The 19374-nt window shown below is 72.8% G+C and carries 14 protein-coding genes; 5 read left to right on the plus strand and 9 right to left on the minus strand.

All coding sequences use genetic code 11. The features are described from left to right. Positions 1–11: 11 nt before the first annotated feature. The 3 genes from Q5530_RS01755 to Q5530_RS01765 form a co-directional block, all read right to left on the minus strand. Positions 12–1541 (minus strand): AMP-binding protein, encoded by a 1530-nt coding sequence (locus Q5530_RS01755; RefSeq protein WP_415360225.1) that lies wholly within the window; start codon positions 1539–1541, stop codon positions 12–14. Between the two features lie 22 nt (positions 1542–1563). Next, positions 1564–2133 (minus strand): carbonic anhydrase family protein, encoded by a 570-nt coding sequence (locus tag Q5530_RS01760; RefSeq protein WP_415360226.1) that lies wholly within the window; start codon positions 2131–2133, stop codon positions 1564–1566. Between the two features lie 61 nt (positions 2134–2194). Beyond that, entirely contained in the window at positions 2195–2929 is a 735-nt protein-coding gene (locus tag Q5530_RS01765) for an SIR2 family NAD-dependent protein deacylase (protein WP_415360227.1), read from the minus strand. 129 nt (positions 2930–3058) lie between these two features. Between Q5530_RS01765 and Q5530_RS01770 the strand changes: the two genes are divergently transcribed. Both Q5530_RS01770 and Q5530_RS01775 read left to right on the plus strand, forming a co-directional pair. After that, entirely contained in the window at positions 3059–3421 is a 363-nt protein-coding gene (locus Q5530_RS01770) for a hypothetical protein (protein WP_380633637.1), read from the plus strand. Then, positions 3418–4944 carry a proline-rich domain-containing protein gene (locus Q5530_RS01775; RefSeq protein WP_415360228.1) on the plus strand — a complete coding sequence of 509 codons (1527 nt, stop codon included), beginning with the start codon at positions 3418–3420 and terminating at the stop codon, positions 4942–4944. The genes Q5530_RS01770 and Q5530_RS01775 overlap by 4 nt, the downstream gene beginning before the upstream one ends. Before the next feature lie 32 nt (positions 4945–4976). Here the strand turns inward: Q5530_RS01775 and Q5530_RS01780 are convergent, their stop codons facing one another. Beyond that, on the minus strand, positions 4977–5624 hold the full coding sequence (locus Q5530_RS01780) for a hypothetical protein (protein WP_415360230.1): 648 nt from the start codon (positions 5622–5624) through the stop codon (positions 4977–4979). Beyond that, on the minus strand, positions 5621–6364 hold the full coding sequence (locus Q5530_RS01785; RefSeq protein ID WP_415360231.1) for an ABC transporter ATP-binding protein: 744 nt from the start codon (positions 6362–6364) through the stop codon (positions 5621–5623). The genes Q5530_RS01780 and Q5530_RS01785 overlap by 4 nt, the downstream gene beginning before the upstream one ends. Before the next feature lie 157 nt (positions 6365–6521). Here Q5530_RS01785 and Q5530_RS01790 point away from each other — a divergent pair, with 157 nt between their 5' ends. Together Q5530_RS01790 and Q5530_RS01795 are read left to right on the plus strand one after the other, a co-directional pair. Further along, complete coding sequence (locus Q5530_RS01790) at positions 6522–9332, plus strand: aconitate hydratase (protein ID WP_415360232.1); 2811 nt, start codon at positions 6522–6524, stop codon at positions 9330–9332. A 243-nt stretch (positions 9333–9575) separates the two neighbouring features. Continuing rightward, complete coding sequence (locus Q5530_RS01795) at positions 9576–11774, plus strand: fibronectin type III domain-containing protein (protein ID WP_415360234.1); 2199 nt, start codon at positions 9576–9578, stop codon at positions 11772–11774. Between the two features lie 72 nt (positions 11775–11846). Here the strand turns inward: Q5530_RS01795 and Q5530_RS01800 are convergent, their stop codons facing one another. Then, the gene (locus Q5530_RS01800; RefSeq protein WP_415360236.1) at positions 11847–14555 is read right to left on the minus strand and encodes a TIM-barrel domain-containing protein; all 2709 of its coding nucleotides are present in this window, start codon (positions 14553–14555) and stop codon (positions 11847–11849) included. 169 nt (positions 14556–14724) lie between these two features. Further along, complete coding sequence (locus Q5530_RS01805; RefSeq protein WP_415360238.1) at positions 14725–16320, minus strand: alpha/beta fold hydrolase; 1596 nt, start codon at positions 16318–16320, stop codon at positions 14725–14727. Between the two features lie 112 nt (positions 16321–16432). Here Q5530_RS01805 and Q5530_RS01810 point away from each other — a divergent pair, with 112 nt between their 5' ends. Continuing rightward, entirely contained in the window at positions 16433–17515 is a 1083-nt protein-coding gene (locus tag Q5530_RS01810) for a DUF4037 domain-containing protein (protein ID WP_415360239.1), read from the plus strand. A 128-nt stretch (positions 17516–17643) separates the two neighbouring features. Here Q5530_RS01810 and egtD read toward each other — a convergent pair whose 3' ends face one another. Beyond that, complete coding sequence (gene egtD, locus Q5530_RS01815; RefSeq protein WP_415360240.1) at positions 17644–18618, minus strand: L-histidine N(alpha)-methyltransferase; 975 nt, start codon at positions 18616–18618, stop codon at positions 17644–17646. Further along, positions 18615–19373, minus strand: coding sequence for an ergothioneine biosynthesis protein EgtC (egtC, locus tag Q5530_RS01820; protein WP_415360241.1), 759 nt, complete (start codon positions 19371–19373; stop codon positions 18615–18617). Before egtC ends, egtD begins: the two co-directional genes overlap by 4 nt. Between the last annotated feature and the right edge of the window lies 1 nt (position 19374).

Genomic DNA, 19374 nt, shown 5'->3' on the forward strand with positions numbered 1-19374 from the left:
GTTTGACCCGCTCAGTTGACCTCCCGGTCCAGCGCCGACCAGTACGGCTCGCGGAGCTTGAACTTCTGCACCTTGCCGGTGGCGGTGCGCGGGATGGCGTCGCGGAACTCCACCGAGGTCGGCGCCTTGAACCCGGCCAGCCGCGCCTTGCAGTGGGCGATCAGCTCCGCCTCGGTCACCTCCGCGCCGTCGGCCCGCACGACCAGCGCCTTGACGGTCTCGCCCCACTTCTCGTGGGGCACGCCGATGACCGCCGCCTCGGCCACCGCGGGGTGGGCGAACAGGGCGTCCTCCACCTCGATCGACGACACGTTCTCGCCGCCGGTGATGATCACGTCCTTCTTGCGGTCGGAGATCGTGAGGTGGCCCTCGTCGTCCAGCGCGCCGCCGTCGCCGGTGTGGAACCAGCCGTCCTCCAGGGCCTCGGCGGTCGCCCCGGGGTTGTCCCAGTAGCCGTCCATGACCACGTTCGAGCGGGCCAGGACCTCACCGGTGTCCGAGATGCGCAGGCGCACGCCCACCGCCGGCGCGCCGGCGCGCGACAGTTTCCGCGCCCGCTCCTCCGGCGCAAGTCCGTCATCACCCGGTCGGGTGCGGTTGAAGGTCAACAGCGGCGAGGTCTCGGTCAGGCCGTAGAGCTGGAGGAACTCCCAGCCCAGCTCCTCGCCGACGCGGGCGATGGTGCGGCTGGGCGGCGGCGCGCCCGCGCAGATGATCCGCACCCGGTCGCGGCCGGGGATCTCGCCGTCCCACTCGCGGGCCGCGTCGAGCACCGCGTTCCACACGGCGGGCGCGCCGCACACGAGAGTGACGCCGTGGTCGCGGACGCGGGTGAGGATCTCCGCGCCGTCGACCTTGCGCAGCACCACCTGCGGCACGCCCAGGCCCGCGAGGCCGAAGGGCATCCCCCAGCCGTTGCAGTGGAACATCGGCAGCACGTGCAGGTAGACGTCGCGCTCCCAGGCGCGGGCGTGCAGGGCGAAGGTGACCGCGTTGAGCCAGATGTTGCGGTGGGTCATCCGGACGCCCTTGGGGCGGGCCGTGGTGCCGGAGGTGTAGTTGATCGTGGCGGTGGCGTCCTCGTCGGGCTCGCCCCACGGCCGGGGCTCGGCGTCGAACCGCATCAGCGCCTCGGTCTCCTCGCCCAGGGTGAACCGGTGGGGCGCGGTGACGCCGTCGAGCTCCAACTCCGGATCGACCAGCAGCGCGGACGCGCCGCTGTGCTCGACGATGTAGGCGATCTCCTCGGGCCGCAGCCGGAAGTTGACCGGCACGCAGATGCGCCCGGTGCCGGGCACGGCGTGCAGCAGTTCGAGCAGCCGGGCGGAGTTGTGGCTGACCACGGCCACCCGCGCGCCCTCCCCGAGGCCGAGCGCGTCGAACCCGGCCTGCCAGGCGCGGACGCGGTCGGCGAACCGCCCGTAGGTGGTGGTCGGCACGGGCGGCGCGGGCTGGTTCGGCTCGTCGACGGTGGCGACGCCGTCGGCGAAGACCCGCTCCGCCCGGTACAGGAAGTCGGCGACGGTGAGGGGTACGCGCATACGAGCTGACCCTATTGGGCTTTCAGCCCGTCGTCAGCACGAACCTGCGGTTCAGCGGCTGGACCGGTCGAGCGTGGTCGGCGTGGGCGCGGACGAAGGCGCGCAGCCCCCCGTCCGCCACGACCACCGGCTCCCGCATCACCACCCAGCTGACGTTCTCGGTGAACTCCCCCGTGGTCAGCGAACCCTCGTAGCGGTGGAAGCCGCCGTCCGGGAGCAGCGCCGGCAGGTCGACCTCGGTCGGCGGCTCGCCGGTCCCGTCCTCCCCCGGCCCGCCCTCCAGGTCGAGGAACACCGCGACCACGCACGCGTGGAGCCGGTCGTCGACCCGCAGGTGCACCGCGTGCATCTCGGCCTGCATCGGGCGGCCCCGCACCCAGTGCTCGCTGGGCCGGTGGAAGTGGAGGTTGGCCAGCCGGTACGCCTGGTCGGACAGGTGGGCGGTGTGGGTGCCCAGGGGCACGAGGCGCACGCCGTCGGGCCCGTCGCGCACCGAGAAGCGGTCCGGGCGCCAGCCGATCTCCAGCTGGTCGACCAGGTCGGGCGTGGTGACGGTGCGGCCGATGTTGATCGGCGACTGCTGTTCCCCCATGGGACCAGGATGGCACCGGGAGCCCGCCACGGGCGGGTGATCGACCTCCTCCGACGGGTGATCACCAGGTGCTGGGGTCGCCCCAGGTCCGGACCGGGCCGGAGGCCACCACGGGCACCGCGACCAGCTCGGGCAGCGACCGCTCGACCGGCTCGCGCACCACCGCGGCGGCCACCCCGTCGTACGGGGTCGGCCCGAGGTTGCAGACCACCAGGGCCGCCCCGGCGCGCACCGCGAGCCCCACCAGCGAGGCGGCGGGCTCCACCGCCAGCGACGTCCCGGCCACCAGCAGCACGTCGCAGTCCAGCGCGGCCGCGCGCGCCGCCCTCAGCACCTCCTCGGCCAGCGGCTCGCCGAACGCCACCGCCGCGGGCCGCACCACCCCGCCGCACAGCGGGCACCGCGGTTCGTCCGCGCCGCCGCGCACCTCCGCCAGCGCCCACTCCACCGACGCGCCCGCGCCGCAGTCGACGCAGACCACCCGCGCGACCGAGCCGTGCAGCTCGACCGCCGTCGACCCGGCCCGCCGGTGCAACCCGTCCACGTTCTGCGTCAGCAGCGCCCGCACCCGCCCGGCGCGCTCCAGCCGGGCCAGCGCCCGGTGCGCGGCGTTGGGCTCGGCGGTCCACATCGGATCGTCCAGCCAGGACCGCCACAGCTCCCGGCGCACCACCGCGGAGGCGAGGTGGTCCGGGGAGGGGAGGGTGAACCTGTCCACTCCCGATGCGGCGGACACGCCGGCGCCGGTGAGCGCGGTGATCCGGCGGGCGGTGGCCATCACGTCCCGAGCACTCATGCCCACACCGTCCCACACGTTTGCGAGCATGTGCCGGTGCGCAGGACGTGGACAGGTGGGGTGCTCTCGGTTGTCGGCTTGGTCACAGCGGTGGTGGGTACGTTCCTGCCGTGGCTGAGGTCGGGTTCCGTGACGAGGACCAGTTACGAGGTGCTCGCGCTCCGTGGTTTCGCCGGGTTGGACGGCGTGCCGGGGGAGCTGGTGCGCGGCACCTGGGTCGGGTTGACCCCGCTGGCGGCGTGCTCGGTCCTCCTCTGGGCCGTGCGATTTCCGCGAATCGCCTCGTGCGGGGGCCTCATCTTCGGCACGATCGCGGGAACGGTGGCGGCACTCGCCGCCGTCCAAGGGGGCAGCGAGGCGGCACTGGTCGGGATCACCGCGACCGGACCGGTGGTCACCCTCGGTGGTGCCGTGCTGGCGATCGCGGGGGCGATCACCGTGCTCACCGCGAAAACCCGCACAGCGTTCGGCAGTACAGGAGGAGCACCGTGACCTACCCAGGCGGCGGCGGTGGCGAGTGGCAACCGCAGCAGAACAACCCCTACGGGCAGCCCCAGCAGGGCGGGTACCCGCAGCAGGGCTACCCGCAGCAGGGTCAGCCCCAGCAGGGTCAGCCCCAGCAGGGTCAGCCGCAGCAGGGCGGCTACCCGCAGACCGGTCCCCAGGGCTACCCGCAGCAGGGCTTCCCCCAGCAGGGGTTCCCGCAGACCGGTCCGGAGGGCTTTCCCCAACAGGGGTTCCCGCAGCACCCGTACGGCCAGCCGCCGCACGGCTACGTCGGCGCCGAGCCGCCGAAGAAGAAGCGGACCGGCCTGGTGGTCACCGCCGTGGTGGCCGTCCTGGTGCTGGCCGCCGGCACGGTCGGCACGGTGTGGGCGCTGCGCAGCTCCGACGACGTGGCCGCGGGCGCGGACACCCCGTCGACCGCGGCGAACAACCTGCTCAGCGCGCTGGGCAGCGGTGACGTCCTGGGCATCATGAACGGCCTGGCGCCCGCCGAGGCGGCGCTGAGCAAGGACTACACCGAGGCCACCGTCAGCGAGGCCAAGCGGCTGGAGATCCTCAAGCCGGACGCGGACCCCAACAAGCTCAGCGGGGTGCAGATCACCAGCGAGGGCATCAAGTTCGACGAGGCCGCCGCCCTCCGGGTCAACGACCACCTGACGATCAACAAGGTGACCGAGGGCCGGATCACCATCACCTCGGACGTCAAGCAGATCCCGCTGACCGACAAGCTGGTCGACGCGCTGGGCGCGGAGCTGGAGCGGGCCGAGCCGCAGACCGAGACGCTCGACTTCGCCGAGGTCAAGGCCGACCGCAAGGGCGAGCCGATCGGCATCGCCACCATCAAGGTCGGCGACGAGTGGTACCCGAGCCTCTTCTACACCATCGCGAACGCCGCGCTGGAGGAAGAGGGCCTGGAGTGGCCGGAGCAGGGCATCGCCCCCGCCGGCGCGGGTTCGCCCGAGGACGCGGCGAAGCAGCTCGTGGAGAAGGCGATGTCCGGTGACGTCAAGGGCGTCATCGCGCTGCTGCCGCCGGACGAGATGGGCGTGCTCCAGGACGTCGGCCCGGTGATCCTGGACCAGATCGGCCGGGTGCCCGCGACCGGGGCGAAGCTCGTCGAGCTGGAGACCGACGCCAAGGAGGTCACCGGCGGCACCCAGCTGACCATCCGCAGGCTGGTGCTGGAGGTCGACGGCGAGACCGGCGAGATCACCCGCGACGGCGACTGCTACACCGCCGAGGCGCAGGGCGAGAAGCAGCGGCTGTGCGCCGACGAGATCGCGCAGCTGGTGCGGCAGCAGGGCGGGCGCAACGTCCCGTCGGCCGCCATCGACGTGATCGCCCGGGTCGGCGCGCAGGTGCTCAAGGACGGCGTCGGCGTGGTCGCCACCGAGGTGGACGGCAAGTGGTACGTCAGCCCGTTCCGGACCTACAGCGAGCTGTTCCTGACGCTGATGCGCGGTTTGGAGCCGAAGGACCTCGACGAGCTGATCAAGGCCGTCAAGTAGGACGCGTGCCCCTCGGCCCCCGTCGCGGCGCTTCAGCCGCGGCGGGGGCCGAGTGCCGTCGCGAGGGCGGTGGCGCCCGCCACGAGCAGCAGGGCGAGCCCGCCCGACAGCGCGAGCGCGCCCGGCACGCCGTCGCCGTGGGACAGCGACCACAGCAGGTTGCCGATCGGCGGGGTGCGGCCGAACAGCAGCGGCAGGACCACCAGGCCGCCCGCCGCGAGCACCGACCAGCCGACCCGGTCGACCACCGGGCGGCCGCACAGCACGCCCACCCCGACGCCGACCAGCGCGCACACCGCCAGCCCGCCGAACCCCTGGGCCACGACCGCGGGCGGGTACGGGCGGGGCTGGGTCAGCACCGGCACCACGGCCGCGACCAGCGCCAACCCCAGCGCGCCCGTGGCGGACACCGCGGTCGCCGCGACCTGGACCCGCGCCCAGCCGCCCGCGGTCACCGCGGTGACCGCGCGCCGCACCGGGTCCTCGGTCCCCGCGACGACGACCGCCAGCCACGCCGAGACGGGGTAGACCAGCACGCACGTCCCCGCGTAGGCGGCGAGCGGCGGTCCCGCGTCGGAGGCGTACAGCATCCCCAGCACGGCCGCGAACAGCAGCAGCGGCGGCAGCCAGCGCTGGGTGCGCAGCACGTCCACCACCAGGTAACCCACCAGCGCCCTCACGACCGCACGCTCCGCACCGAGCAGCCCAGCCGCAGCGCCTCGGCCAGCACCCCGTCGCTGTGCCCGGCCAGCACCTCCACCCGTGCCCCGGCGCCGACCGGACGCGCCGACGACACCCCCGCCAAGCCGCTGATCAGCGCGAACGCCTCCCCCACCCGGTCCAGCTCGATCACCACCACCCCGGCGCGGGCCTCGCCGAGGAACACCTCCCGCATCCCGGGCACGTCGTGCCCGTGGTGGTCGGTCAGCACGACGGCCGCCGGCGAGGCGCCCACCAGCCCGCCCAGCACGGCCCCGGCCGCCGCGTCCAGCCCGGACCACGGCTCGTCCAGCACCAGCAGGTCGGTCGCGTGCAGGGCCTGGACCAGCGCGACCTTCTGCGCGTTGCCCTTGGACAGGGTGGCCAGGGGCGCGTCCGGGTCGCCCGCGAAGCCCAGCGCCTCGACCAGGTCCCACCTCGGCGGCACGCCCCGCACGGCGGCCAGCCGGCGCAGGTACTCGCGGGCGGAGAGCCGGACCCCGGTCGGGAAGCGCTCGGGCGCGTAGCCGACCGACGCGCCGCGCGTGACCCGGCCGGTCGTGGGCGCGGTGACGCCCGCCGCGATGCGCAGCAGGGTGGACTTGCCGGAGCCGTTGCCGCCCCGCAGCGCGACCACCTCGCCCGGCCCGACGTCGAGCGAGAGGTCCCGCAGCACCCACGGGCCCCGCCCGTAGCGCTTGCCGATTCGATCAAGACGCACCACGGGTGTGATGATGCCCGGACCGAGGTGGGACCCGGTTGAAGGTTTATACAGGACACGCGTACTGTTTAGGGCGGGGAGGCACCGCACCGACCGGTGCGGGAGACTCAGCAGAAGTTCCCGAACCGACTTTGCGCGTCACCAGATGGAGTTTCACGTGACTGCACCAGCGAGCAAGGACAGCTTCGGCGCCCGCGGCACGCTCACCGTCGGCGACGCCTCGTACGAGGTGTTCCGGCTGAGCGCGGTCGAGGGCGCGGAGCGCCTGCCGTACAGCTTGAAGATCCTGTTGGAGAACCTGCTGCGGACCGAGGACGGCGCGAACATCACCGCCGACCACGTACGCGCGCTGGGCGGCTGGGATCCGGCCGCGGAGCCGAACACCGAGATCCAGTTCTCACCCGCCCGCGTGGTGATGCAGGACTTCACCGGCGTGCCCTGCGTGGTCGACCTGGCCACCATGCGCGAGGCCGTCACCCAGCTCGGCGGCGACCCGGCCAAGGTCAACCCGCTGGCGCCCGCCGAGCTGGTCATCGACCACTCGGTGATCGCCGACGTGTTCGGCCGGCCGGACGCGTTCGAGCTGAACGTGGACCTGGAGTACGAGCGCAACAAGGAGCGCTACCAGTTCCTCCGGTGGGGCCAGACCGCGTTCGACGAGTTCAAGGTCGTCCCGCCGGGCACCGGCATCGTCCACCAGGTCAACATCGAGCACCTGGCCCGCGTGGTCATGGTGCGCAACGGCCAGGCGTACCCGGACACCCTGGTCGGCACCGACTCCCACACCACGATGGTCAACGGCATCGGCGTGCTGGGCTGGGGCGTCGGCGGCATCGAGGCCGAGGCCGCGATGCTGGGCCAGCCCGTGTCGATGCTGATCCCGCGCGTGGTGGGCTTCAAGCTGCACGGCGAGCTGCCCGCCGGCACCACGGCCACCGACCTGGTGCTGACCATCACCGAGATGCTGCGCCGGCACGGCGTGGTCGGCAAGTTCGTCGAGTTCTACGGCTCGGGCGTGGGCGCGGTGCCGCTGGCCAACCGCGCCACCATCGGCAACATGAGCCCCGAGTTCGGCTCGACCTGCGCGATCTTCCCGATCGACGGCGAGACCATCGACTACCTGAAGCTGACCGGCCGCTCGGCCGAGCAGCTGGCGCTGGTCGAGGCGTACGCCAAGGAGCAGGGCCTCTGGCACGACCCGGACGCCGAGCCGGTCTACTCCGAGCGCCTGGAGCTGGACCTGTCGACGGTCGTGCCGTCGATCGCCGGCCCGAAGCGCCCGCAGGACCGCATCGAGCTGGCCGGCGCCAAGGAGGCGTTCCGCCAGGCCCTCGGCGCGTACGTGTCCGACACCGAGGACGAGTCCCGCTCCAGCGTGGACGAGGCGGTCGAGGAGACGTTCCCGGCCAGCGACCCGATCTCGCCCGCCGACGGCGACGCGGGCGGCGAGCCGCGCGTGTCCCACTCGGCCGCCGAGGGCAGCGAGGGCCGGCCGTCCAACCCGGTGCGGGTGTCCCTGGACGGCGCGGAGTTCGAGCTGGACCACGGCGCGGTCGCGATCGCCGCGATCACCTCGTGCACCAACACCTCGAACCCGTCGGTGATGATCGGCGCGGCGCTGCTGGCGAAGAAGGCCGTGGAGAAGGGCCTGGAGCGCAAGCCCTGGGTGAAGACCACCCTGGCGCCGGGCTCCAAGGTCGTCATGGACTACTACGAGCGCGCCGGCCTGCTGCCGTACCTGGAGAAGCTGGGCTTCCACCTGGTCGGCTACGGCTGCACCACCTGCATCGGCAACTCCGGCCCGTTGCAGGAGGAGATCTCGGCGGGCATCGACGAGGGCGACCTCGCGGCGGTGTCCGTGCTGTCGGGCAACCGGAACTTCGAGGGCCGGATCAACCCCGACATCAAGATGAACTACCTGGCGTCCCCGCCGCTGGTGGTGGCCTACGCGCTGGCCGGCACGATGGACAAGGACATCACCACCGAGCCGCTGGGCACCGACGCCGAGGGCCGTCCGGTGTACCTGGCCGACATCTGGCCGTCGGCGCAGGAGATCTCCGAGGTCGTCGCGTCGTCGATCTCGCCGGAGGGCTTCACCAAGGGCTATGCGGACGTGTTCGCGGGCGACCAGCGGTGGCGGTCGCTGCCCACGCCGACCGGCAACACGTTCGACTGGGACGCGGAGTCCACCTACGTCCGCAAGCCCCCGTACTTCGAGGGCATGGAGATGGAGCCGACCCCGGTGACCGACATCGGCGGCGCGCGCGTGCTGGCGCTGCTGGGCGACTCGGTGACCACCGACCACATCTCCCCGGCCGGCGCGATCAAGGTCGACTCGCCCGCGGGCAGGTACCTGACCGAGCACGGCGTGGAGCGCAAGGACTTCAACTCGTACGGGTCGCGGCGCGGCAACCACGAGGTGATGATCCGGGGCACGTTCGCCAACATCCGGCTGCGCAACCAGCTGCTGGACGACGTCCAGGGCGGGTACACCCGCAACTTCCTGGCCGGCGGCGAGCAGACCACGATCTACGACGCGTCGGTGGCCTACGCCGAGGCCGGCGTCCCGCTGGTCGTGCTGGCGGGCAAGGAGTACGGCTCCGGCTCCTCCCGCGACTGGGCCGCCAAGGGCACCTCCCTGCTGGGCGTGCGCGTGGTGATCGCCGAGTCCTTCGAGCGGATCCACCGCTCCAACCTGATCGGCATGGGCGTGCTGCCGCTCCAGTTCCCCGCGGGCGAGGACGCCGCGTCCCTGGGCCTGGACGGCACCGAGACGTTCGACTTCACCGGCATCACCGCGCTCAACGACGGTGAGACGCCGCGCGCGGTCCACGTCAAGGCCACCAGGGAGGACGGCGCGGAGGTCGAGTTCGACGCGGTCGTCCGCATCGACACCCCCGGCGAGGCCGACTACTACCGCAACGGCGGCATCATGCAGTACGTGCTGCGCAAGATGGTCCGCGGCTGACCCGCCCGACCGACGAGGGGCCGTCCACCACCCGGTGGGCGGCCCCTTTTTTCATGCCACGCCCGCTGGAATGACAATCGAACAGCCAGTCGAAATCAATCGAAATCGTCGAACGAGTACACGCATGTGAATCTTTTTGACATATCCGAACACGACCCCCTATTGCTGGAGAGGAGAACGCCGCCACCGTTCCCACCCGCGCACTGCCGACAACGCTGTCGGCCGAGTCCAACGGAGGACTTCGTGAGGAGAACAACCGCGCTCGCGTTATCCGCGACGCTCATCGGCGGATTCACGTCAGCCGTCGTCGCGACCACACCGGCGGCAGCGGCCGAGGCGTCCCCGATCGGTTTCGCCTCCGTCAACGCCCTGGGGCAGAACGGCACCACCGGCGGGGCGGGCGGCCAGACCGTGACGGTCACCAGCCGCAGCCAGCTCGAGGCCGCGGTCGAGCGGACCGACCCGGTGGTCATCCAGGTCAGCGGCACCATCCAGATCAGCGGGATGCTCGACGTCGAGTCCGACAAGACGATCATCGGCGTGGGCACCGGCGGCCGGATCACCGGCGGCGGCCTCGACGTCGACGGCACGCACAACGTGATCATCCGGAACCTGACCTTCACCGGCGCCAACGACGACGCGATCAACATCACCGACGGCGCGCACCACGTCTGGGTCGACCACAACGACCTGTCCGGCGCCTACGACGGCGCGCTGGACGTCAAACGCGGTTCCGACTACGTCACCGTCTCCTGGAACCACTTCCACGACCAGCAGAAGAACTCGCTGGTCGGCCACTCCGACGGCAACGGCGGCCAGGACGACGGCAAACTCCGCGTCACCTACCACCACAACTTCTTCGACGGCACCGCGGAGCGCAACCCGCGCGTCCGCTTCGCCGACCCGGTGCACGTGTTCAACAACTACTACCGGGACGTCCAGGGCACCGACTCCTACGGCGCGGCCACCGCGATGGACGCGGGCGTGCTGGTCGAGGGCAACTACTTCGAGAACGTCGCCTCGCCGACGAAGGTCCAGATCTTCGAGTCCGACCCCGGTCGGCTGGTGGAGCGCAACAACGTCTACGTGAACTCCGGCGCGCCCGAGTCGGACGGGGCGGTCACCGAGCCCCGCACGTACTACGCCTACACCGTGGACGACCCGAACACCGTGCCGGCCAAGGTCCGCGCCGGCGCGGGCGTGGGCAGGCTCGGCTCGCCCGTCCCCGACACCACGCCGCCCGCCGCGCCGGGCGGCCTGCGCTCCAGCGGCACCTCGGCCACCAGCGTGTCGCTCGCCTGGAACGCCGCCACCGACAACGTCGGCGTCTCCGGCTACACCGTCTACCGCGAGGCCGGCGCGACCGACGTGCGGGTCGGCACCGCCACCGGCACCTCGTTCACCGTGACCGGCCTGAGCCCGGCCACCGACTACACCTTCTACGTGGTGGCCGGGGACGCGGCCGGCAACGCCTCGTCGCCGTCCGGCGCGGTCACCGTGCGGACCCCCGACCAGGGCGGCGGGCAGCCGACCGACGGCCCGGTGGGCTTCGCGTCGGTCAACGCCCTGGGCCAGAACGGCACCACCGGCGGCGCGGGCGGCCCCGAGGTCACCGTCACCAACGCCACCGACTTCATCGCCAACATCAAGGCCGACGGTCCGCGCGTGGTGAGGGTGCAGGGCCTGATCACCCTGCCGGCGGGCATGTACGACGTGTCCTCGGACAAGACGATCATCGGCGTGGGCGCGAGCTCCGGCATCACCGGCGGCGGCCTCAACGTCGGCCTGCCGGTCAGCGAGGTCACCTCGCCCCCGGCCAACGCGGTGCACAACGTGATCATCCGCAACATGGTGTTCCGCAACGCCAACGACGACTCGATCAACGTCCAGATGTTCTCCCACCACGTCTGGATCGACCACAACGACCTGTCCGCGGGCAAGGACGGCCTGATCGACGTCAAGCGCGGGTCCAGCTACGTGACGATCTCGTGGAACCACACCCACAACCACACCAAGAACATGCTGCTGGGCCACGACGACGACAACGGCGCGCAGGACATCGGGTACCTGAAGGTCACCTACCACCACAACTGGTTCGACAAGACGCCGCAGCGCAACCCGCGCGTCCGCTTCGGCAACCCGGTGCACGTGCTCAACAACTACTTCTACGACAACAGCGACGTCGGCGTGGCCTGCCAGCAGCAGGCGGGCTGCTGGGTCGAGGGCAACTACTTCGAGGACGTCGAGGAGCCCATGACCACCAGCTACGCGGGCCCGAAGGGCAGCATCGTCGAGCGGAACAACCACTACACGGGTGAGTCCGGCGACCCCGTGGTGGGCGGCTCGGTCGAGAACCCGGCCAACTACTACCGGTACACCGCAGCCCCGGCGGCCGACGTCAAGGCCATCGTGACCCAGGGCGCGGGCACGGGCAAGATCTGACCCGCTCCGGACCGCGCGCGGGCCGTCCCACACCGGGGCGGCCCGCGTCGCGTGCATGTCGGGAGCTGACCGTCACCGCGTGGTGACGGTCAGCTCCCGGTCGGCGGGCGAGGAGGCGGTAACGGTCAGCGTGCGGCTCTCGGCGTCGTACTCCCACCCCGGGGCGTCCGCGCCGTTGACCGCCAACCGCGTCGGCTCGGCCACGCCGCGCAGCCGCACCGTCCACGTCCGCTCGGCCACCGCGCCCGCGAACGACCCGGCGCGCGGCTCGACGGTCACCGAGCCGTCCTCCTCGGAGTAGCGGATCGCGGTGCGGGCGGACTCGCCCCGCCGGTACCCCAGGCCCTCCCCCTCGTCCTCGTACAGCTCGAAGGAGCCCGAGGCGCCGGCGACCACGTCCAGGACCAGGTCCCCGACCTGCTCCCGGGCGTTGGAGGTGTCGTCGGCGCTGGTGGGCAGGATGCCGCCGACCCGCAGGAACACCGGCATGGTGTCGAGGTCCGAGGTCACCGTGGTGGTGGTCGGCCCGGTGACGGTCTCGCCGGTGAAGTAGTCCACCCACGTGCCCGGCGGCACCCACAGCTCCGTGGGCACGTCCTCGGTCCCCGGCGAGGTCACCGGCGCCACCAGCACGTCGTCGCCGTACATGAACTGCGACGGGTGCTCGTACGCCTCCGGGTGCCCCGGGTGGTCGAGGTAGAGGGGCCGGTTCATCGGCAGGCCCGTGTCGTGCGCCTGCCGCGCCACCGTGTAGGTGTACGGCAGCAGCGCCTTGCGCAGCTTGAGGAACTTCACCGCCGCCTCCTCGACCCCCGGGTACTCCCACGGCAGCCGGTAGCCGTGGTTGGAGTGCAGCCGCAGCAGCGGCTGGAAGGCGCCGAACTGCACCCAGCGGGCGTAGAGGTCGTCGGGGAGCCGGTTGTCCGGGTTGCCCGCGTAGTTGTGGCCGCCGATGTCGTGGGACTGGTACGGCATCCCGATGTTGCCGCGGCTGCTCGTGTACTCCGAGGCGAACGCGAGCAGCTCCCAGGTGGAGGAGGTGTCCATCGACGTGTCGACGGTGTAGCGGTGCTCGGCCCACGGCCCGGCCGGGTAGACCTGGTTGCCGCCGTAGCCGTTGTAGCCGCCGCCGCTGCGGTTCCAGGAGAAGCCGCGCAGGCCCCGCTGCTCGGCGCGGCGGACGTACTCGGCGTTGAAGGCGCTGTCGGGGGAGATGCCCTCGGGCCGGAACGCGCTGCCGTCGCAGCACGAGTCGAGCCACCACAGCAGGTCCGGCTCCAGCTCCTCGAACTCCCGGTGCAGGTCGAAGTACGCCTGGCGCTGGCGCGGGTCGCTCAGGTCGAACACCCGGCAGTCCATGTCGCCGCCCATGCCGCACTCGCCGGGCGCCAGCTCCCGGCCCGCGGTGCGCACGGCCTCCGCGTACCGGGGGTCGTTCGCGTCGATGCTGGGGTGGATGTTGAGCGCCACCCGCAGGCCCTGCTCCTCGGCCCAGCGGAAGAACCCGTCCGGGTCGGGGAACAGCGACTCGTCCCAGTTCCAGCCGTTCCACTTGTTGGGGCTCTTGAAGTCGGTGTCCACCACCAGCACGTCCAGCGGGACGCCCGCCGCCTCGAACGCGGGCAGCAGCTCGTCGCGGTAGTGGTCCTGGTCGTGGGCGGCGTAGCGGGAGTACCAGTTGCCGAACGCCTGGCGCGGCAGCATCACCGGCGGCCCGGTCAGCTCCCTGAGGTCGCGCAGCCCCTGGCGGTAGTCGTGGCCGTAGCCGAAGAGGTAGCCGTCCTGGTAGCCGTCGCGCTCGGCCCGGGGCGTGGTCGAGCCGTCGGGGTTCGCGATGGCGGTCCCGCTGTCGTCGAGCAGGTACCAGCCATCCCGGCTGAGCAGCCCCTCGTACATCATCACCGGCAGCGAGCGCGGCTGGTCGACGTAGTCGAGGCTGCGCCGCCAGCCGCCGAGGTTGGCGGCCGCGTGCTCGGCCCCGGTGTGCTCGGGGAAGCCGTCGCCGGGCGGGGTGACGGCCACGTGGTCGACCGCGGCGTCGCAGCCGCCGTCGGGGCAGCGGAGGGACAGCGGTGTCCTGCCGGCGGGCAGGGTCAGCACGGCGCCCGCCTCGGCCCACTCGCCGCCGGTCGGCTCCAGCGCGACCGCCTGCTCCCGGTCACCGGCCCGCACGACCAGCTCCTGGGCGCGGTCCGCGCGGTAGCGGAGGTGGACCCGGTACTCGCCCGCCGCGGTGACCTCCCGCTGGCTCCACTCGACCCCGGCGCCCGGCGCGGTCAGGTCCGCGACGTACCCGGGACCGGTGTACCCGTCGGCGTCGCGCACGCCCTGCGCGCCCTCCAGCGCGAGCATGGTCTCGGCCTCGCACACCCCGCCCAGGCCGCACGCGCCGGGCCGGCCCCACGTCGGGCGGGCGGTGACCGCCTCGCCGCCCGCGTCCAGCTCGACCCGGAGGTTGTCCGGCCCGAACCGGCCCGAGCCCTGCCGGTAGCGCAGCGTCAGCCGGTCCGTGCGGATCACCAGGGAGCCGTCGACCTCCTCGGTGGTGAACGCGGTGGTGGCCAGGCCGCGGTTGACCGCGTTGTACGTGGGCCGGTCCTCGAACTCCCCGTCCTCGGCGTACTCCGCGCGGATCAGGGTGGGCGTCAGGACCTGGAACCGGGCCTGGCCGTCCACCACCGCGCCGGGGTGCTCCTCCCGGTCCCGGAACACCACCGCGAGCACCACCACGAGGACCGCCACGACGACGACCGCGAGGAGCACCAGCACGCGCTTGGACATGGAACGGGCCCCCGGGGGTGGTGCGATCGGCTCTCCACCGAGATGGACGCCGAGCGCCGCGGGAGGTTGCCCGCGGGCGGAACCGGCGCGGCCGACCCTACCCGCGGGGAACGCGCCGGTGCGGCCGCCGCGAACGCGACGACCGCACCGGGAAACCGCAGGGGACGGGCTAGAAGGGCTGGGCGTTGGGCTGGAAGACCTGGCCGTTGGCCGGGGCCTTGAGGTTCACCAGGTAGTCGGTCACCAGGGTGTCCACGCCCGCGCTGTCACCCAGGATGCAGTGCCCGAACGCGTCCACGCTGAGCAGCCGCGCGTTGCCCAGCTGGCGGGCCATGCGCTGGGAGAACTTGTACTGCGTGGCCGGGTCGTAGTAGTTGCCCACCACGACGACCGGGTTCGGGGTGCGCTTGCCCCACGGGCCGGCGTAGCGGTCGGGCCGCGGCACCGGCCACGTGGCGCAGGTCAGCAGGTCGGAGGTGGCCTGCGAGCGGCCGAAGGTCGGCGACTCCCGCTCCCACGCGGCGGCCACCGCCGGGTACAGCTGGGGGATGCGCAGGAACGGCTTGTCCGAGCAGTTGACGCCGTAGTACGAGTCGTCGAACTCGTACGGGGTGTCCGCGGTGGGCAGTGGCCGGACGTCGGCCAGGCCGCGCCGGTTGGCCAGCGGCGGCAGCTCGTCGACCTGCGCCTGGGCCGAGAACGGCGCGGCCTCCGGGTGCAGCACCGCGTAGACGGCCTGCAACCACGCGGCCAGCGCCTTGAAGCGGGTCGGCGCGTACAGGTCGCCGGCCACGCGGCCCACGTAGCCGTCGTAGGTCACGACCTGGCCGGACGGCAGGGTGATCGACCGGGTGCGCAGGTGGTCGCGGACCTCGTCGAACTTGGCCCGCGGGTTGCCGTCGCTGTAGGCGCACCTGTCGCCGTCGGCGTCGCAGCGCTTGAGGAAGGCGTCGAGCGCCAGCTCGAAGCCCTGCGCGCGCTGCCGGTCGTACTCGGCGCCGTTGGTGGTGCGCAGCGCCGGGTCGACGTTGCCGTCCAGCACCAGGGCCCGGGACTTCGACGGGAACATGTTGGCGTAGGTGGCGCCGATCAGCGTGCCGTAGGAGAAGCCGACGAAGTTCAGCTGCCGGTCGCCCACGCCCTGCCGCAGCAGGTCGAGGTCGCGGACCACGGCCTCGGTGGACATGTGGTCCAGCAGGGGGCCGGCGGTGCGCGCGCACGCGTCGGTGTAGTCCTCGGTGGCGACCATGGTGTCGCGGATCTGGGTCCGCGTCAGCGGGATCGCGGACATCCGGCCGAAGACCTCCTCGGCCTCCTCCAGCGTCTCGAAGCAGCGCAGCGGCGAGCTGCGGCCCACGCCGCGCGGGTCGAACCCGATCAGGTCGAACCGCTCCATCACCCCCGGCTGGAAGAAGGAGCTGCCGTAGGCGGAGTAGATGAGCCCGGCGCCGCCGGGGCCGCCGGGGTTGAGGAACAGCGAGCCGACCTTGTTCGCCTGGTCGTCGGCGGGGCGCTTCATCAGCGCCAGGGTGATCTTGGGCCCACCCGGCCTGCGGTGGTCCAGCGGCACGGGGTGGTTGGCGCAGCTGACCTTGGTCCGCTGGGCCTCGGGGATCTCGGCGAGCACGTCGGCCGCGCAGGTCGACCACTCGACCGGGGTGGCGCCCTGCGCTTCCCGGGCGGCGGCGGAACCGGTTCCGACCAGCCCTGAAACCGCGGTGCCCGCGGCCAGGGTCAGAACCAGCGCTCTGTATCGGAGTTGCATGGGGTAGCGCTCCCTCTGTTCACTCGGCGTCGCCCCTCAGAGACACCGCGACGCCATCGCGCGAGGCTCTCACCCGATCGTGTCGAGCAATACCCGCAGAACGGAGGATTTCGTGGCCGCCGATCGGTTCTTGCCCGGCCTGGAGCTGTCCGAGCGGTTCTACCGGGAGGCGGTCGAACCGCTGGTCCACGAGCACTTCGGCCCGGTGCCGCACAGCGCGGCCCGGATCGGCTCCGGTTCGGAGGTGCTGGGCTTCGACACCCCCCGATCGGCGGACCACGAGTGGGGGCCGCGCCTCCAGCTGTTCCTGGACCCGGAGGACACCAGGGCCGACGACGTCCGGGCCGCGCTGGCGGAGCACCTGCCCAAGACCTTCCTCGGGTGGCCGACGCACTTCGCGACCACCGGGGACGATGCCTCCGGCGTGATGGCGCCCACCTCGGGGCCGGTGGACCACCGGGTGGAGATCACCGACCTGGGCAGCTGGTTCGACCGGCAGCTGGGCTTCGACCCCCGCGCGGGCGTCACCGCGGCGGACTGGCTCGCGGCGCCCACCCAGCGGCTGCTGGAGACCACGGCGGGCGCGGTGTTCCACGACGGGCTCGGGCAGCTCGACCCGGCCCGCGCCGAGCTGCGCTGGTACCCCGACGACGTGTGGCGGCACGTGCTGGCCTGCCAGTGGCTGCGGATCTCGCAGGAGGAGGCGTTCGTCGGCCGGTGCGGCGAGGTCGGCGACGAGCTGGGGTCGGCCGTGGTGGCGGCCCGGCTGGTGCGCGACCTGATGCGGCTGCGCCTGCTGCTGGACCGCCGGTACCCGCCCTACTCGAAGTGGCTGGGCAGCGCGTTCGCCCGGTACGCCGAGCTGGTGCCGGTGCTGCGGGCGGTGCTGGCCGCCGAGGACTGGCGCGAGCGGGAGGAGCACCTGGTGGTGGCCTACGAGCACGTGGCGCGGGTGTGCGACGGGTTGGGGTTGGCCGAGCCGGTCGACCCGACGGTCCGGTGGTACCACGACCGGCCGTTCCGGGTGCTGCGCGCGGACCGGTTCACCCGGGCGCTGGCCGCCGCGGTGACCGACCCGGAGGTGGCCGCGCTGCCGCTGGTGGGGGCGGTGGACCAGTTCGTGGACAGCACCGACGTGCTCAGCCACCCGGCCCGGTTGCGCGGCCTGGCGTTCCGGGCGGTCGCGGCGCACTGACGGCGCGGGGCCGGGGCGCGGCCGCCGGACTTCACCGGGCCGGACTTCACCGGGCCGGACTTCACCGGGCCGGACTTCACCGGGCAGTGCCCGGCCGACCGCCCCACGACCGGCCGAGCACCCCGCACCTACCCGACCGCGCGGGCCAGGCTCAGCGCGAACCGCCCCTCCTCGTCGGTCCACCACCGGTGCAGCTCGAAACCCGCCGCGGCCAGCTCCCGCTCCACCCCCGCGCGCCGGAACTTCGTCGACACCTCCGTCCGCAGCTCCTCACCCTCCGCGAACTCCACGTCCAGACCCAGCGCCGCCACGTGCGACCGCACCGGCCGCAGCGCCCGCAGCCGCATCTCGATCCACTCCTCCTCGGCGTTCCACAGCGCGACGTGCGCGAAGTCGGCCGGGTCGAGGTCCGCGCCCAGCTCGCGGTTCACGACCCGCAGCACGTTGCGGTTGAACTCCGCCGTCACCCCGCGCGCGTCGTCGTAGGCGCGCACGAGCACGTCCGGCTCCTTCACCAGGTCGGCGCCGAGCAGCAGCCACTCCCCCGCGCCCAGCACGTCCCGCACCGAGCTGAGGAACTTGTCGCGCTCCTCGGGGATGAGGTTGCCGATCGTGCCGCCCAGGAACGCCACCAGCCGCGGCGGCGCACCCGGCAGCAGGCCCAGGTGCTCGGTGAAGTCGCCGACCACGCCGTGCACGCGCAGGCCCGGGTAGTCGGCCAGGATCGCCCGCGCCGCCTCGACCAGCGCCGACGACGACACGTCCAGCGGCACGAACTCCTCCAGCGTGCCGTGCCCGCGCAGCGCGGTGAGCAGCAGCCGGGTCTTCTCCGACGAGCCGGAGCCCAGCTCCACCAGGGCGCGGGCGCCGGTCGTGCGGGCGATCTCGTCGGCCCGCGCCACCAGGATCTCCCGCTCGGCCCGGGTCGGGTAGTACTCGGGCAGCCGGGTGATCTCCTCGAACAGCTCGCTGCCGACCGCGTCGTAGAACCACTTCGGCGACACCCACTTCGGCCGCGCGGTCAGGCCCGCCCTCGCCTCGGCCCGCAGCGCGAGCGCCGCGTCCTCCGGGGTCAGGTGCACGTCCAGCACAGGCTCGGTCATCCTCGTCCCATTCCCTTGATGTCCACAACGGACACACCGGTCACATCCGCCGTGACCGCGTGGCCGTCGGGCAGTTCCCGCCAGTCCGGGTCGTCGTCGAGCGGCTCGGAGGCCAACGTCACCGCGCCGCCGCCCGCGCGCACCCACAGCGAGTGGGTCCACGTCGTGCCGGCGAGCACGGTCCCGTCGGTGAGCAGCAGGTTCAGCCGGGAGCCCGGGGCGGCGGCGGCCACCTCGGACACCACGTCGGCCAGCGCCGCCGCCGGCTCGGCGCCCGCGTCGAGCCGGGCCCGCACCAGCGCCCACAGCAGCGCCGAGTCCGTCGGCGCGTCCAGGGTCAGCAACGCCTCGGTCGGCAGCGCCCCCGCGAGGTCCACCACGGACCCCGGCCAGTCCGCGACGCGGCCGTTGTGGCTGAACAGCCACCGCCCGTCGGTGAACGGCGCGCACGCGGTGTCCACCACGGGCATCCCCACCGTCGCCGACCGGACCGCGGCCAGCACCGCGCCGGACACCACGACCCGGCTCAACCGGGCCAGGTTCTCGTCCGACCAGATCGCGCCCGCCCGGCGGTAGCGCACCGCCGGACCGCCCGGCGCGGGGTACCAGCCCACGCCGTAGCCGTCCGCGTTGACCGTGCCACCGCCGCGCATGTCCGCCGGCGCGTACGACTGCCGCTCCAGCGAGTGCGGCGGGTCGTGCACCAGCGCGGCGAGGGGCACGGCGGGGCCCAGGTAACCCAGGTGGCGGCACACC

The organism is Saccharothrix sp. BKS2 (assembly GCF_047689505.1).
GTDB classification, from domain to species: Bacteria; Actinomycetota; Actinomycetes; order Mycobacteriales; family Pseudonocardiaceae; genus Actinosynnema; species Actinosynnema lopnurensis.

Coding starts and splice junctions, on each gene's coding strand:
- Q5530_RS01755 (WP_415360225.1), bottom strand. CDS start 1,541: ATGCGCGTACCCCTCACCGTCGCCGACTTCCTGTACCGGGCGGAGCGG.
- Q5530_RS01760 (WP_415360226.1), bottom strand. CDS start 2,133: ATGGGGGAACAGCAGTCGCCGATCAACATCGGCCGCACCGTCACCACG.
- Q5530_RS01765 (WP_415360227.1), bottom strand. CDS start 2,929: ATGAGTGCTCGGGACGTGATGGCCACCGCCCGCCGGATCACCGCGCTC.
- Q5530_RS01800 (WP_415360236.1), bottom strand. CDS start 14,555: ATGTCCAAGCGCGTGCTGGTGCTCCTCGCGGTCGTCGTCGTGGCGGTC.
- Q5530_RS01805 (WP_415360238.1), bottom strand. CDS start 16,320: ATGCAACTCCGATACAGAGCGCTGGTTCTGACCCTGGCCGCGGGCACC.
- egtD (WP_415360240.1), bottom strand. CDS start 18,618: ATGACCGAGCCTGTGCTGGACGTGCACCTGACCCCGGAGGACGCGGCG.